14 protein-coding genes, 1 tRNA gene and 1 riboswitch are annotated in these 14,130 nt (G+C 72.1%); of the genes, 8 read left to right on the top strand and 7 right to left on the bottom strand.

Going from position 1 to position 14,130, the window contains the following annotated elements:
- Positions 1-51: 51 nt before the first annotated feature.
- Complete coding sequence (locus CLT72_RS22780; protein ID WP_101415329.1) at positions 52-732, bottom strand: GOLPH3/VPS74 family protein; 681 nt, start codon at positions 730-732, stop codon at positions 52-54.
- Between the two features lie 290 nt (positions 733-1,022).
- On the opposite strand from CLT72_RS22780, the gene CLT72_RS22785 reads away from it, so the two are divergent.
- A complete protein-coding gene (locus CLT72_RS22785; RefSeq protein ID WP_101413514.1) occupies positions 1,023-2,036 on the top strand; it encodes a C40 family peptidase in 1,014 nt (337 codons plus the stop codon).
- A gap of 76 nt (positions 2,037-2,112) precedes the next feature.
- On the opposite strand, the gene CLT72_RS22790 is transcribed toward CLT72_RS22785, so the two are convergent.
- Positions 2,113-4,131 (bottom strand): N-acetylmuramoyl-L-alanine amidase, encoded by a 2,019-nt coding sequence (locus CLT72_RS22790; protein ID WP_101413515.1) that lies wholly within the window; start codon positions 4,129-4,131, stop codon positions 2,113-2,115.
- Positions 4,132-4,369: 238 nt separating this feature from the next.
- Positions 4,370-4,504, top strand: a riboswitch (cyclic di-AMP (ydaO/yuaA leader).
- Between the two features lie 12 nt (positions 4,505-4,516).
- On the opposite strand from CLT72_RS22790, the gene CLT72_RS22795 reads away from it, so the two are divergent.
- Complete coding sequence (locus tag CLT72_RS22795; protein WP_101413516.1) at positions 4,517-5,551, top strand: C40 family peptidase; 1,035 nt, start codon at positions 4,517-4,519, stop codon at positions 5,549-5,551.
- 54 nt (positions 5,552-5,605) lie between these two features.
- On the opposite strand, the gene dcd is transcribed toward CLT72_RS22795, so the two are convergent.
- A complete protein-coding gene (dcd, locus tag CLT72_RS22800; RefSeq protein ID WP_101413517.1) occupies positions 5,606-6,184 on the bottom strand; it encodes a dCTP deaminase in 579 nt (192 codons plus the stop codon).
- A gap of 78 nt (positions 6,185-6,262) precedes the next feature.
- On the opposite strand from dcd, the gene CLT72_RS22805 reads away from it, so the two are divergent.
- On the top strand, positions 6,263-6,814 hold the full coding sequence (locus CLT72_RS22805) for a pyridoxamine 5'-phosphate oxidase family protein (RefSeq protein ID WP_101413518.1): 552 nt from the start codon (positions 6,263-6,265) through the stop codon (positions 6,812-6,814).
- Between the two features lie 144 nt (positions 6,815-6,958).
- Here the strand turns inward: CLT72_RS22805 and CLT72_RS22810 are convergent, their stop codons facing one another.
- A complete protein-coding gene (locus tag CLT72_RS22810) occupies positions 6,959-7,945 on the bottom strand; it encodes a zinc metalloprotease (protein WP_101413519.1) in 987 nt (328 codons plus the stop codon).
- 328 nt (positions 7,946-8,273) lie between these two features.
- Between CLT72_RS22810 and CLT72_RS22815 the strand changes: the two genes are divergently transcribed.
- A tRNA-Gly gene (locus CLT72_RS22815) sits at positions 8,274-8,347 on the top strand.
- 112 nt (positions 8,348-8,459) lie between these two features.
- Positions 8,460-8,708 carry an e9imm peptide gene (locus tag CLT72_RS22820; protein WP_101413520.1) on the top strand — a complete coding sequence of 83 codons (249 nt, stop codon included), beginning with the start codon at positions 8,460-8,462 and terminating at the stop codon, positions 8,706-8,708.
- Between the two features lie 50 nt (positions 8,709-8,758).
- Here the strand turns inward: CLT72_RS22820 and CLT72_RS22825 are convergent, their stop codons facing one another.
- Together CLT72_RS22825 and CLT72_RS22830 are read right to left on the bottom strand one after the other, a co-directional pair.
- Positions 8,759-9,496, bottom strand: a complete 738-nt coding sequence (locus CLT72_RS22825; RefSeq protein ID WP_101415330.1) for a VOC family protein — start codon at positions 9,494-9,496, stop codon at positions 8,759-8,761.
- Between the two features lie 123 nt (positions 9,497-9,619).
- Positions 9,620-10,033, bottom strand: coding sequence for a hypothetical protein (locus tag CLT72_RS22830; protein ID WP_486484309.1), 414 nt, complete (start codon positions 10,031-10,033; stop codon positions 9,620-9,622).
- Positions 10,034-10,335: 302 nt separating this feature from the next.
- On the opposite strand from CLT72_RS22830, the gene CLT72_RS22835 reads away from it, so the two are divergent.
- From CLT72_RS22835 to CLT72_RS22845, 3 genes are all read left to right on the top strand, one after another.
- Positions 10,336-11,286 carry a hypothetical protein gene (locus CLT72_RS22835; protein ID WP_101413522.1) on the top strand — a complete coding sequence of 317 codons (951 nt, stop codon included), beginning with the start codon at positions 10,336-10,338 and terminating at the stop codon, positions 11,284-11,286.
- Between the two features lie 124 nt (positions 11,287-11,410).
- Positions 11,411-12,124, top strand: coding sequence for a class I SAM-dependent methyltransferase (locus tag CLT72_RS22840; protein WP_158242062.1), 714 nt, complete (start codon positions 11,411-11,413; stop codon positions 12,122-12,124).
- Between the two features lie 27 nt (positions 12,125-12,151).
- Positions 12,152-12,931 (top strand): DUF4253 domain-containing protein, encoded by a 780-nt coding sequence (locus CLT72_RS22845; protein ID WP_101413524.1) that lies wholly within the window; start codon positions 12,152-12,154, stop codon positions 12,929-12,931.
- Between the two features lie 22 nt (positions 12,932-12,953).
- Here the strand turns inward: CLT72_RS22845 and CLT72_RS22850 are convergent, their stop codons facing one another.
- Positions 12,954-14,051, bottom strand: a complete 1,098-nt coding sequence (locus CLT72_RS22850) for a hypothetical protein (protein WP_101413525.1) — start codon at positions 14,049-14,051, stop codon at positions 12,954-12,956.
- Positions 14,052-14,130: the final 79 nt, after the last annotated feature.

Here is a 14,130-nt window from a genome sequence, read left to right on the forward strand (position 1 = left end):
CTGCGACGCCCGACGGCGGCGGCACCCTCCCGGTGCCGCCGCCGACGGCGTTCAGGAGGTCGTGGTCGTGATGATGGCGGCCGTGGTCGCCGTGGTGGTGGCGATCAGCACGGCGGCCTGGGTCTCCTCGATGGCCTTCCGCGTGGCGGCGGACGCCCAGTCGCCGGCGGCGATCTCGGTCAGCCGGCGCTTGACGTGCTCCTTCGGCAGCTCCGCGAAGAGCTTGCGATCCAGGCCGACTGCCCGCGCGAGGCCGATGAGGGCGGCCGTGCGCCCGTCCACCGGGCCGTCCCCGGCCACGGCGGCGACCATCCGCTGCCGGGCCTGCGTCTCCACCGCCGGCTCCGCGCCGGTGGACGAGGGATAGCGGGTACGCGGGAAGACCCACAGCACCTTGTCCGAGTCGCGGCGGAGCACGCCCGCGGTGACCAGCCCGTCCAGCACCTGCTCGGGCAGGTCCTTGGCGAGCCGGCTGATCCAGTCCGTCGGCTTGCGCCGCTTCTCGTCGGCGGCGATCCGGGTCAGCGCGTCGTCGAGCTGCCGCTGCCCGACGGGGGCCGGGTCGGTCACCACCAGCCGACCGTCGGCGATCTCGACCCGGCCGGCGAGCGCCAGTTCCAGCAGCAGGGCGCCGGCCAGGCCGTAGTCGAGCGTGGGCCGGCCGAGCCGGTTGACCCCCGCGTCGTCGTAGCCGAGCAGGGCGAGTTCGTGGGCGAGCGTGAGCGGGGCCATGTCCCGACGGTAGCCGGGCCCGGCGGGGCGGGCGGCCTTCACGCCGCGACCGGGGGCCGTCACCTGCCTCCCGGGCGTGGTCACGCCCATCGCCGCATCGATTGCCCTCTTTGAGCACCGGGCCGATACCCTTGGTACGCAAGCGGTTGCGCAGGCGTGAAGTGGACCTCGGTCGCCTTGATTCCGCTGCCGGCCTTCCCTAATGTTGGGCACCGGCCGCTGTGGGTCGTCTGTCTCGCCCCTCTTTCCCTCGCGCGAGGCGCCAAGCGGCCGGGTTGCAAAAGGAGTCGGTGCCGGTGGCAACCATGCCCCCTCATCGTCACGCACCTCGACGGTCTGCTCGTCCGGGTGGCCTACGCAGGGCCGCCCACCGTCTGCTCACCCTGGTCGCCGCGGCGGTCGTCGGCGCCGGCATGCTCGCCGCGCCCGCCCACGCCGAGCCCTCGGTCGACGAGATCGAGGCCGCGATCGACCAGAAGTGGCGGCAGCTCGAGCCCACCATCGAGCAGTACAACAAGGTGCGGGCGCAGCTGAAGGTCAACACCAAGAAGGCGGCGGACCTGGAGAAGAAGATCCAGCCGTTGGCGCTGGAGACCGAGCTGGCGATGGACCGGATCGGCGACCTCGCCTCCCGCTACTACATCTCCGGCCCCTCGCAGGACATCGGCGCGCTGCTGGTCAGCGCCAAGCCCCACACGCTGACCGAGCAGCTGACGCTGCTGGACCGGCTGGCCGCGCAGGAGCGCAAGCAGCTCGAGGGCGTGACCAAGGTCCGCCAGAAGTTCGACGCGGAGAAGCAGAAGCTCGACACGCTGATCGTCTCGCAGACGAAGCAGAAGGACGACCTGGCCACCAAGAAGAAGCAGATCGACGCCGACATCAAGAAGCTCGAGGCGTCGCTGCCGGTCACCACCGTCAAGACGGAGAAGTGCCCGACCATCAACGGCGTGGTCAGCGACGCGGCCCGCACCGCGATCCGCACCGCCTGCGCGCAGGTCGGCGATCCGTACGTCTGGGGTGCCACCGGCCCGAACTCGTTCGACTGCTCCGGCCTCACCCAGTACGCGTACAAGGCGGCGGGGATCCACCTGACGCACTTCACGGGTGCGCAGTGGAACGAGGGCAAGGCCATCCCGCGTTCCGAGGCACGTCCGGGTGACCTGGTCTTCTTCTTCAGCGACCTCCACCACGTCGGCCTCTACCTCGGCAACGACAAGATGGTGCACGCGCCCCGGGCCGGCAAGCCGGTCAACGTCTCCAGCATCAACACCATGCCGGTGGCCGGGTTCCGCAGGCCCGGCTGAGCCCCGGTACCGCCCAGCGAGGCAACGACGAGAGCCCCCGGTCGATCCGACCGGGGGCTCTCGTCGTACGGGTGGATCAGCGGGGCGCGCCCAGCGGGGAGGGCACCAGGTTCACGTCGTCCAGGTTGACGTACATGATCCGGTGACCGAACTGGATCTGCACGTACCGGTTGTCGCCACGGACGACCGTCCGGTCACCCGGTGCGGAGCCGTCGAAGGTGACGGCCCGGTAGTACTCGCCGGGGAGCAGGTTGCCGACGGCGTACCGCTGGCCCGCCGAGAGGGTGTACTGGAGCGGCGAGATCGCCTGGTACGGCACGCCCTCGGGGTAGGCGGCCTGCTCCGGGTAGGCCCGGCCGTACACCGGGATGGTGGCCTTGCCGGCCTTCGGGGTCACCACGAACCCGACGGTCCACTTCGCGGTCGGCTTGGCGGCGGGGTTGTGGAACCACGCCTTCTGGCCGAGGTACCAGATCGCGGTCCAGTCGCCCTGCACCTCGGCCAGCGCGTACGTCTGGCCGGCCGAGACCCGGGCCCCGTGGTCGGAGACGTACGTGGTGTTCGGGGTGCCGTCGGGCCGCAGCGCGATGTCGTTGACCAGCGGCGCGTCATGGCTCGGGGCGTTGTGCAGGAACAGCGCGGAGGAGCCGCGCAGCGGGCAGGGGGCCGTGGCCGGGGGCGGGTTCGGCACGCCCGGAGGCTGCCGGTTGCAGCCGGTGAACGGCGGCTGGTTGGTGGCGAAGTCCGGGTCGATGGTGACCAGCCCGGTCCGGTGCGTGCCGGTCGACTTGAACGGCGCCTTGAGCAGGTCGAAGTAGTGCGACCAGTTCCAGTACGGTCCCGGGTCCCAGTGCATGCCGCGTACGGTCGAGGCGACGGTGCCGGGGACGTTGTCGTGGCCGATGATGTGGTTGCGGTCAAGCGGGATGTTGTACGCCCGCGCCAGGTGGCGGACCAGCTTGGCGGAGGTGCGGTACATCGCCTCGGTGTACCAGGTGCCGTGCCCCGCGAAGCCCTCGTGCTCGAGGCCGATGGACTTCGCGTTCACGTACCAGTTGCCGGCGTGCCAGCCGACGTCCTTGGTCTTGATGTGCTGGGCGATGTGGCCGTCCACCGAGCGCAGGGTGTAGTGCCAGCCCACCCGCTTCGGGTCCTTGACCAGGTTGACGCTGGGACCGAAGTAGCCCTCGGTGTCGTGGATGACGATGTACTCGATCTTCTGCTGGGCGGGCCGGTTCCCCAGGTCGTGGTTGCCGTAGTCGCCGAGCGTGGGGCCGTACTGCTGGTAGGGGGCCGGGATCCACTCGCAGGAGATGTCGCTCGGGCACTCCAGGCCGTCGGGCCGGGCGAGCTTGCGCAGGCGCAGCCGGTCCAGCCAGGAGCGCTCCGGCTGGACCGCGCTGCCGGCGAGCGTGACCCGCTGCCCGTCGTCGGTCAGCCGGCTGTCGCCGGTGGCGATGGTGGCGTACACCTCGTCGGCGAAGGCCGCCGCGGCGTCGGTGCTGTCCGCGCCGGAGTACCGGGCCACCGCGCCGTACCAGGCCGCGGGGTCGGTGCCGGCGCCGACCGGGGCGCCGATCTCCTTCTGGTACGCGGCCAGCAGCGCCGCGCCGCCCCGGATGTTCGTCGTGACGTCCGTGCGCAGCGCCTCCTCGCTGGCACCGGTCAGCTCCGCGGCGGCGTCGACCGTACGGAGTGCCGCCTCGGCGGGCGGGGCGACGGCCGGCGGCTCGTGGGCCTCGGCCAGGGACGGACGGGAGTCGTCCCCGCGCGGGTCCTCGGTTGCTTCGTCGTGGTGGGTGCCGCCGGAGGCGGTGAGGTGCTCGGCGTCGGTGAGGTGCATCGGTCCGTACCCGCCGCTGGTGCTCGGCGTGCCGGCGTTGGTGTCCCAGCGGGACTGCAGGTAGGAGACCCCGAGCAGGACGCTCTCCGGCACGCCGTACTCGGCCGCCGCGGCGGCGTACTGCTGCTGCCGGTCGTCGGCCGGTGCCGCGGCGGCGGATCCGGCGGCGGTGAGCGGCGTCGCCGCCAGGGCGGCGGCCACGGCGGCGGCCAGCAGGACGCGTCTGCTCCTCGATGTCGCTGACAGGTGCATCAGACCCCCAGTTCGGGCGGGCAAAGGTGGGGCCACCTTCGCCCCGTCCGCCGCCTCTGGTCAATACCTTTCTGCCAGACACTTCAGAAGGAAGAAAATCTTCGTCCTCCGGGTTGCGGAATCGCCCGAGCGTGGTGAGTACGGAGTGTCACCGCCGCGAGGGTTGCGGATTGATAACGGTCGTCTCTACTCTGGTCATTCGTCGGCCGGTGACAATCCGTCCAACCAGGGCGGTGACGGTCCGACACCGCCGAGTCGCTCACGAGCGAGCCGGGGACCCAGGTACCCCGGGGTGAATCCGCAGTCACTGCGGTAGGGCGCCCCTTCCCGCCCGAACCCGTCAGCTAACCCGGTAGGCGGTCCGGAAGAAGGAGTACGGAACCCGGTGGCACACCATGCCCCGCGGCCACCGTCGGTCCGGTCGGCCCTCGCCGATCCGACGACGGCTGCGCCGCGCCCACGCTGGTACCGCTGCACCACCGCCCTCGCCGCCCTGGCCGCGTTCGCCGTCGTCCTGACCGGCGGCGCCACGGCGGCCCACGCCGAACCGACGGTCGCCGAGATCGAGCGGCAGATCGACGAGGACTGGAACAAGCTCGAACCCGTCATCGAACGGCACAACGCCACCCGGCAGGACCTGGCCGCCAGGCGCAAGCAGGCCGCCGCGCTCGCCGCGCAGATCGGGCCGCTGGAGAAGCAGGTCGACGAGGCGATGGAGAAGGTGGGCGCGCTGGCCGCCCGCGCCTACAAGGGCGAGAACGTCTCCGCCGTCAACGCCCTGCTGGGCAGCCGCTCACCGGGCGAGATGGTCGGGCAGCTCGAACTGCTCGACCGGTTCGCCCAGCACCAGCAGCAGGACGTACGGCAGGTCGCCGAGCTGCGCGACCGGCTGGCCGCGAAGAAGGCGCCGCTGGACGGGATGGTCGTCCAGCTCAGCCGCACCGAGGCCCAGCTCGCGGCGAAGAAGAAGCAGATCAACGCCGAGATCGACCGGTTGCAGAGGCTGCGGCTGCGCGTCTACGGCAACGGCGGGCCGCTGCGTCCCGCCCCCTGCCCGGCCGGCTATCCCGGCGGCCCGGCCGGCACCGCCGTGAAGTTCGCCTGTGCCCAGATCGGCAAGCCCTACGTCTGGGGCGCCGAGGGGCCGAACTCGTACGACTGCTCCGGCCTGATGCTCGCCGCCTGGGCGAAGGCCGGGGTCTCGCTGCCGCACAACGCCGCGCAGCAGCGCCGGGCCACCGCATCCGTCAGCCGGGGCGACCTGCGCCCGGGTGACCTGGTCTTCTACTACAGCGACCTGCACCACGTCGGCATGTACGTCGGCGGGGGCTGGGTGGTGCACGCCTCCCGCGCCGGGGTGCCGGTCAGGATGAAGAAGGTCGACGACGGCCCGATCCACAGCTACGGCCGGCCCGGCTGAGTCGCGCGGAGGGCCCCTGCCCGGCGGGGGCCCTCCGCGCGCCCACGGGTCGGGTCAGCGCGTCGGCCAGGTGCGCCAGTGCTGCCAGGAACGGCTCGGGGTCGGGCCGCGCTGCCCCTGGTAGCGGGAGCCGTAGACGGCCGAGCCGTACGGGTGCCGCGCCGGCGACGAGAGCCGAAAGATGCAGAGCTGGCCGATCTTCATGCCCGGCCAGAGGGTGATGGGCAGGTTCGCCACGTTGGACAGCTCCAGCGTCACGTGGCCGGAGAAGCCCGGGTCGATGAAGCCCGCCGTGGAGTGGGTGAGCAGGCCCAGCCGGCCCAGGCTCGACTTGCCCTCCAGGCGGCCGGCGAGCTGGTCGCCGAGCGAGATCACCTCCAGCGTCGAGGCGAGCACGAACTCGCCCGGATGCAGCACGTACGGCTCGCCCTCGGGCACCTCGACCATCGACGTGAGGTCGTCCTGCTGCTGCGCGGGGTCGATGTGGGTGTAGAGGTGGTTGTTGAAGACCCGGAAGAGCTTGTCCAGGCGTACGTCGATGCTGGACGGTTGCACCAGCGCGGGCTCGAACGGCTCCAGCGCGAGCGTCCCCGCCTCGATCTCGGAGGCCAGGTCGCGGTCGGAGAGCAGCATCCGCACACCTTAGCGACCGACACGCGTGACCTGCGTGTCGGAGTGCATCTTCGTACGTTTGTTCGATAGAATGCCGGCATGGCTTCCTGGTCCGAATTCGCCGCCGACGAGCCCCGCCTCGCCGACGGGATCCGCCTCTTGATGCAGCAGTACGGGCCGGGCTTCGGCTACCTGGCCACCGTCCGCGCCGACGGCGGTCCCCGGGTGCACCCGGTCTCCCCCGTGATCACCGACGAGGGGCTCTTCTGCTTCGTCGTCGACTCGCCCAAGCGGCGCGACCTCGAACGCGACGGCCGCTACGCGCTGCACTCCTTCCCGCCAGAGGAGAGCGACGACGAGGCCTACGTCGCCGGCCACGCCCGACCGGTGACCGATCCGGCCCGGGTCGCCCGGCTGGCCCGCAGCCACCGGGCCGCGCCGCAGGTCGACTGGCGGGTCTTCGAGTTCACCGTCGACGTGGCGATGCTGGCCCGCCGCGAGTCCGGCGTGGCAGGCGGCGCCGCCGAGTCGCACGGCCGGCCCGCCGTCCAGGTGTGGCTCGACCCCGGCGCAGCCGCAGCCGGCACCGCCGTGCTGCCCGAGACCCGGCCGGGGAGCGCCGGCGGCCACGCCGTCCGCCCGGCCGCCTGAGACGCGGTGTGGCGCCCCGGGCCATCCCCCGCCCAGGGCGCCACACCGTCCCACCCTCCCGCTCCCGTGCGCCAGGCCGGCCGCGCACACGCCGGTGCCGGCCCCGTCGAGCGAGGCCGGCACCGGTGCGGTCGTACGGCGGAACTACGCCGCGCGGTACGCGTTCCAGGCGGTCAGCATGCGGCTGGCCTGCCCGGCGGTGAACTGGTACATGCAGGAGTCGTAGCTGTAGTCCATGAAGTTGGTGATCGGGTCGACGCCGGGGGCGGTGCAGGTGTCCCGGCCGGTCGGGCAGCCGGAGGCCGGCGACGCCTCGGCAGCGGTGTCGCTGACGCTGTCGCCCGAGCCGGAGCAGCCGCCCTGGAAGGTGTGGTAGAGGTTCAGCCAGTGGCCGACCTCGTGGGTGCCCGTGTCGCCCTGGTTGTAGTTGGTGGCGGTGCCGCCCGGCAGCGACTCGCTCAGCACGACGACGCCGTCCATGCTGTTGAGCCTCCGGGTCGGGAAGGTCGCCCAGCCGAGCAGGCTGTCGCTCAGCTCGCCCAGGTAGATGTTGAGGGTGTTCTTGCCGCCCGTACGCAGCGAGGTCTTCATCGACCGCTCCGCCGACGAGCCCTGCACGATCGGGTACCAGGACGGGTTCGTCACCCGGTTGATCTTCTGGAGCTGGAAGCTGAACGCGGTGGACGCGCCGCCGGTCGCCCCGCTGAACGACTGGTTCAGCACGCTGATCTGCGAGTTGATCATCGAGTCGGGGATGTTGCCGCCGGCCCGGGTGCTGTTCTCCTGGATCACGTGCACCACCACGGGGATGGTGACCGTGGCCGCCATCGTGGAGGCGCCGGCGCCGGCGCGGAACCGGCCCCGCTCGCGCAGCGCGGCGGCGAGGTCGGCCTCGCGCTCCCGGGTCTCCGCGAGGGTCAACTCGTTCGGCTCGTGCTTGGCCCCGCCGCCCGGCTTCATGCGGGCGTCCGAGTGGACGTCGGCCGGCTCGACGCAGACCTCGCCCGGGGCGGCCGAGAAGGCCGAAGCGGCCGGCACGACGCCGACGGCGGCGGTGCTGAGCAGCAGCGCGAGGGTCGTCGACGCGACGCCGGCCGTACGCCGGGTCAGCAGGTTGGGACGGAGTCCCATGGGCCCACCTCTTTCTGGCGGCGCGACAGGGGGTATGTCACGCCGTGGCTGAGAACGTTGGGCAGACGTTACAACTGATCGAAGGATTTGAGAACGCCCATATGTTGCCGCGGTGAAACTTTTTCCTGGCGGCGGCGCGGCTGACGGCTGCCGGTGGGCGGGGGCGGTCCGGCGAGGCCGCCGCGAGGCCGCCGCGAGGTCGCGGCGAGATCTTGGCGATTTCACTCCGCCTGTGGGGGCCGTTCGCTGCCAAGATCGGGACGCCAGGGGGCGGCGGAGGGGTACCTGGGTGCACCGGCGTGACGACTCAGGTACAGTGGTGCCGCCTGCGGGTGTAGTTCAATGGCAGAACATCAGCTTCCCAAGCTGACAGTGCGGGTTCGATTCCCGTCACCCGCTCCACCGCGAAGGCCCCGACCAGGACTTGAATCCGATCGGGGCCTTTGTAGTTCCACGGTCAACGATCATGCGCGCGTGCCGCTGGCGTGCCGTCAGCCCGGTCGGAGGAGGCGCCTTGCCCGCGAAGCTGACGCGGAGCGGGGCGGTCCAGCTCGTTGAGCGGATCATGCGGCTCGACTACGCGGACGACGCCGAGCTGAACGACTGGCTGGAGCGGCTCGAACGCGAGCTGGGCTACCCGGACATCTCGGACCTGATCTTCACGGTTACGCCGGAGTTGACGCCGGCCGAGGTCGTCGACCGGGCCAGCGCCTATCGGCCGATCGCACTGCGGTCCGTTCCGTGGACGGAGCAGCCGACCTAGCTCCACCTGTAGCCGTCGGCCCTGGTGGGTGCGGCTCACGACGGCGCGGGTCAGCCGGGGGCGAGGAGGCAGAACTCGTTGCCCTCCAGGTCTGCGAGGACGATCCACGGGACATCGTCCTGGCCGAGGTCGATGGCGGTGGCGCCGAGGGTTCGCAGTCTGGTCGCCTCGGCCGCCAGGTCGTCACCCGGGTACGGGCGGATGTCGAGATGGACGCGGTTCCACACGGTCTTCGCATCGGGGGTGCGGAGGAACCGCAGGTATGGGCCGATGCCCTTGGCGGAGCGCAGCACCGCGTGGTGGTCGGTCACCTCGTGCGGGGTCCAGTCCGTGGCCTCGCCCCAGAAGCGGGCCATGGCGCGCGGATCCGCGCAGTCGACCACCACCGCGGCGATCGGCCCGGTGTCGCGGTAGAGCGGTCGGGGGTCCAGGACGCAGAACTCGTTGCCCTCCGGGTCGGCCATGACCGTCCACGGGACGTCGCCCTGGCCTACGTCGGCGGGTGTCGCGCCGAGTTCCTTCAGGCGCGCGACCAACTCCGCCTGATGGGCCGCAGAGGTGGTGGCGAGGTCGACGTGCACGCGGTTCTTCACCGTCTTCGGTTCGGGGGAGACGACGAGGTCGACGCAGACGGCGACGGGATCGGGGTAGACGAAGCCCTCGGGTTCGAGGTTGGTGACGCCGGGCCCCTCGCTGGAGACTCCCCAGCCGAGCACCTCCGCCCAGAAACCGCCGAGCGCCGAGTCGTCCCGAGCCTTCATGTTGATCTGCACGAGCCGCGTTGCCATGCCGGTGATGCTAGGGCCCGTCGAGTCGGCGGTGGTGCCCGAACCGGCCGGCAAGCAGTTTCCTCACCTGACTCGGCCCGCCGCCTCGAACGCCGCCTGCCGGCGTGGTGATCACTCTCCGCGTCAGTACCCGCCCGGAACGGCCGCGCGCAGGGTGCGGCGGTGCTGCCACAGCGCTCCACCGAGGAACAGGGCGCCGAGCCACAGGTTGTGCCAGACGCTTCCTTCCGGCGCGAACGCGCGGGCGTCCTTGGCCCAGTCCGACTCCCGAAGGTGAACCACCGTCATGGTCTCGCCGACCTCGGGAGCGCCCTCCCACGCCCAGAGGTCCATCTCCTCCCCGGAACTGACGCGTACGCGTACGAAGTCCGAGCGGCCACCGAGCTGCCTGTCCACGACCTCGGCCTGACTGGTGACGCCGTTCGCGTCGAGGTAGCGCACCTGACCGATGGTGAACAGGGCGTAGGACAGCAGGAGTGCCCCAGCGACCAACGCCAGCCACACCCGCCATCGGCCCGGGCGTGCGGGCGGAGTCATGATCGGCTCGTAGCGGGGCTGAGGGTGCATCCGACGAGCATGTCAGTGAGCAAGACGATGGTCGCTGCCCTGTGCGTACCTTCCAGCTACGTGCCGCTGCGTCCGTCCCGAGTGGACCGGCGGCAGGCCGCGTCACCGACGCGATCGCTGGCGGAAGAGCCAGCGCCGGCAGGGGCGGATCGAGGTGGCTCGTCCGTTTCGTTCCCGGGGGCAGCGTGGAGGGAACGAGCCTGGTTATGTTGCTCGGGCAGCATGCGTCCGCTACGACGCGTGATGAAATACGGGGGGAAGGTGCGTCCAGCATGTCCATCACTCTGTCCACCGGGCGTCGCGTCTCGGCCGCCGCGCTCGGCCTGGCGGTCGTTGCGGCCGCCGCGGTCGCCACCACGGCGCCGGCCGTGGCCGCGCCGCACACGTCCAGCACCGGCACGCTGTCCATCACGGCGCAGCGGCTGATCCTGGAGCCGACCGACCAGGGCTACGTCGGCACGCTCAACGCCACGGTCACGAACAACGGACCGACCGCCAGCTACTACAGCCTGAGCTTCCTCGAACCGGCGGGTGCCGCGGAGGGCCACGTCTTCCCCGAGGACGCCTGCGTCTGGCAGGGCGCGGTCGGCGTCCGCACCCTGGTGAACTGCGGCAGCGGGAGCGGCGAGCTGGCCTCCGGCGGCAGCCGGGCGCACCGCGTCCGATTCCACGTCCGGACGACCCCTCGGGACTACCCGATGGTCGTCGACGGCAGTTGGATAGGCGTGGTGCCGAACGGCGATCAGGAGCCGGTCCAGAGCGCCCCGTTCACGACCCTCTTCCGTTCCACCAAAGGCAAGATCACCAAGCCCCGGCCGTACGTGCAGGCAACCCAGACCGACGTCTCGCTGAGCGCGCACCAGGTCAGGCTCGACCGGCTCCAGGACGGGAGTCTCCAGGGCCGCATGCCGCTGACCGTCCGGTACGGCAACGACGCGCCCTCGTTCGGGCTCAACGTCATCGCCGACCTGCCGGCCGGCGTCGTGGTGGACCACATCGAGCCGCAGGACATGCCGAGTTCCTGGGACTGGTTCACCGTGCCGGGCGGCCGGTTCGTGCCCGGTGAGGTGCGCACCTTCGACGTCGTCCTCACCGCGCCGGCCGGCACCCCGGCGGGTGAACTGGGCACGGGCTCATACACGCCCACTTCGGACTACGTGGTGAGCCTGACCGACGTCGACCCGGCAGACGACACCACCTCGTTCACCATCACGGCCGGCTGAACACCGCCAGCGCGCGAGGGCCCGGCACCATCTCGGTTCCGGGCCCTCCGTGTAGCCCGGGGGAGTCGCCGGCCACCACCTTCGAGGTCCCTCGGGCAGGGGCACACTGTCGTACCGTGGCCCGGTGAAGAGCCGGGAGCGCAGCACGTACCTGGCCGCCGCCGCGGCCAACCTGACCTACAACGCGCCGCTCGGCGAGGCCCGGGTGACCGACCTGGTCCGGCGACTGGCCCCCACCGGGGCGGGCTGGCGAGCCCTGGACCTGGGCTGCGGCAACGGCGAGCTGCTCCTGCGGCTGTGCGAGGCCCACGGCATCGCCGGCGACGGCGTGGAACGCCACACCGACGACGGTGAACGGGCCCGGCGACGCGCGACGGAACGGGGAGCCGCCGAGCGGGTCACGTTCCACAGCGCGGACGCGGCCACCTGGGACCGGCCCGCCGACCTCGTCGTCAACGTCGGCGCCGGCCACATCTGGGGCGACACGGCGAGGGCCCTCACCGCGCTGCGCCGGCTCACCAACCCCGGCGGGAAACTGCTGTTCGCCGACGGCTTCTACCAGACCAGACCCGGCGCGCAGGTCCGTGAGACCTTCGGCGACCTGCCCGACCTGGCGACCCTGGCCCAGCTCGCGGTGGACGCCGGATTCCGGCCGCTGCACATCGCCGTGTCCACGATCGCCGAGTGGGACGACTTCGAGTCAGACTGGCGTGCGGGCATCGAACGCCTCGGCACGCCGGAGGCGCGTGCGTTCGCCGACGAACGGCGTGCCGAATACCTCGACGGCTACCGCGACGTCGTCGGCTTCGGTTGGCTGATCCTGACGCCGGCCGGTTAGGTCGTACGGGCCGCCTACGCTCTCGCCGTGATTCCGGACCTCTCCCAGTTGCTGAGTTCGCTACCGCCCACGACGCTGCCGTCCGGCCGCTTGGTCGAGCCGGAGGACGGCGGGCCTCCGCCGTACTGGCTGAGCGATGCTCCACCTGATCCGGGACTGTGGGCGCGGTTGCGGGCGCGGCATCCGGAGTCCGGGCTCTGGCCGCTGCTGCTGACCGGGTTGTCGAGCGACGAGAGACGCCCGTGGGTCGACGGCGAGGTGTCTCCGGCCGACATGTCGTCGCCGGAGCAGCACGACGTGGCCGAGCTGCTGGCCCGGTGGTGGGCCGGCTGTGCGACGACCGACGAGGACGGTGGGTCGGTCGTCACGGCCCCGTTCGGCCAGGACTGGCCCGGCCTCGCCACGCCCGGCGACCAGGCGGAGCCGCCCGCCCAGCTCGCCGACGAGTGCGCGGAGTTCCACGTCGACGGGCGGACGCGTCTCGGGCTCGTGCCGGCTGTCCGCGGCGCGGACACCCTCGCCGTGGCGGGTTGGTCCGGCCCGACCAACCACACCGGCGACGCCGGGGAGATCTCGGCGGTGCTGCGGAGCTGGGAGGACCGGTTCGGCGTACGCGTGGTCGGCGTCGGATTCGCGACCCTGTACGTCAGCGTGGCCGCGCCACCGACCACCACCGGGCACGCCCTGGCGGTCGCGGCCGAGCACTTCGCCTTCTGCCCGGACAACGTCTGGCAGGGCGCCGGATCGCTGGCCGCCTACGCCGAGGAACTCCTCGGCGCGCACTCCTGGTCGTTCTGGTGGGACTGATCACGGACCACGTCCGGCGGCGTCAGCCGACGGCGGCCGTGGGCAGCGGGCTGCGTCGGGGTACGGCGGCCAGCGCCAGCGTCAGCAGCGCGCTCGCCGCACCCACCACGAACAGCAGGGAGGCCGCCGGCTGACCCAGCCACTCCCACAGCGGGTGCCAGGCCGGGTGCGGCTCGGCGCGGTGGTGTCGCAGCAGGCTGGGGACGGTCAGCAGGACGGGCGTCCACCAGAGGAACAGGGTGATCGCGAGCAGGACGCTGACCGCTCCCCGGGCGGGGTGTGCCGCCTCGGTGCGCCGGCTGGCCCAACCGAAGACCAGCCAGCCGAGGGCCGCCCCGAGCAGTCCGCCGACGGCACCGGCCGGCAGCACGGCCGGCGGGGCCGTCCGGCTCAGTGTCAGCGACAGGTGGCTGCCGTCGGGGGATGGCGGGGCGGCCACCTGGAGCTGGAGGACCGTGTCGCCACGCCGGGCGAGCAGGGTGGTGTCGGTGAACGTGACGACCGGGACGCACGCCTTGTCGACACAGCCCGGGTTGCTGCGGACCGTCGGGGCGTACACCTGCCAGCCGGTCTCGCGCAGGCGTCGCTGCGCCAGCGCGAGCGTCTCGTCGGCGGACATCCGGGGTGGGCCGGCGGGGCCGGCCACGACGGCGCTCTGCTGGTATTCGCCGCCGTCGCCGAGCAGCAGGTTGTCGAGCGCCCGCACGGTGAGCGGCTGGCTGTAGAAGGTGAAGAGCGCCGGCGCCAGGTCGACGTCGCCGAGCTCGTGGCCGGGCAGCACGGCGGCGAAGACGGCGGCGGTCTCGGCCCGGTCGGGCTGCGGGGTGGAGGTCTCCCAGGCGGCGCGGGTGGCGAGGGCGGCGGTGAACAGGCCGCAGATGACGGCGGTGAGGGTGGCCCAGACGCCGACCGTGCGGCTGGCCGGTCGGCCCAGCCGGCAGCGCAGGCCGTGCCGGATCAGGTTGGCGGCCTCGCGCGGCGTGGGGCGGGTGCGGCCCGCCGGCGCCGCGTCGAGCAGGACCCCGACGATCTCGTCGGCCCGGGCCCGCCGGTAGGCGCGGGGGTGGCAGAACAGCAGCCGCCGGTAGCGGCGGGCGAGCGGGTCGCCGGTCGTCGGCATGGCTGTCCTTCCGATCGGTACGCACCGGCGGGCCGGTGCGGGAGGTGGCAGGCGGTGCGGTCGTACGGTGCGGCGCACG

The sequence above is a fragment of the Micromonospora sp. CNZ309 genome, from assembly GCF_002846525.1.

Excerpts from the sequence above, each read along its gene's own strand:
- CLT72_RS22780 (WP_101415329.1), bottom strand. The coding sequence starts at position 732 with ATGGCCCCGCTCACGCTCGCCCACGAACTCGCCCTGCTCGGCTACGAC.
- CLT72_RS22790 (WP_101413515.1), bottom strand. The coding sequence starts at position 4,131 with ATGCACCTGTCAGCGACATCGAGGAGCAGACGCGTCCTGCTGGCCGCC.
- dcd (WP_101413517.1), bottom strand. The coding sequence starts at position 6,184 with ATGCTGCTCTCCGACCGCGACCTGGCCTCCGAGATCGAGGCGGGGACG.
- CLT72_RS22805 (WP_101413518.1), top strand. The coding sequence starts at position 6,263 with ATGGCTTCCTGGTCCGAATTCGCCGCCGACGAGCCCCGCCTCGCCGAC.
- CLT72_RS22810 (WP_101413519.1), bottom strand. The coding sequence starts at position 7,945 with ATGGGACTCCGTCCCAACCTGCTGACCCGGCGTACGGCCGGCGTCGCG.
- CLT72_RS22825 (WP_101415330.1), bottom strand. The coding sequence starts at position 9,496 with ATGGCAACGCGGCTCGTGCAGATCAACATGAAGGCTCGGGACGACTCG.
- CLT72_RS22830 (WP_486484309.1), bottom strand. The coding sequence starts at position 10,033 with ATGACTCCGCCCGCACGCCCGGGCCGATGGCGGGTGTGGCTGGCGTTG.
- CLT72_RS22835 (WP_101413522.1), top strand. The coding sequence starts at position 10,336 with ATGTCCATCACTCTGTCCACCGGGCGTCGCGTCTCGGCCGCCGCGCTC.
- CLT72_RS22850 (WP_101413525.1), bottom strand. The coding sequence starts at position 14,051 with ATGCCGACGACCGGCGACCCGCTCGCCCGCCGCTACCGGCGGCTGCTG.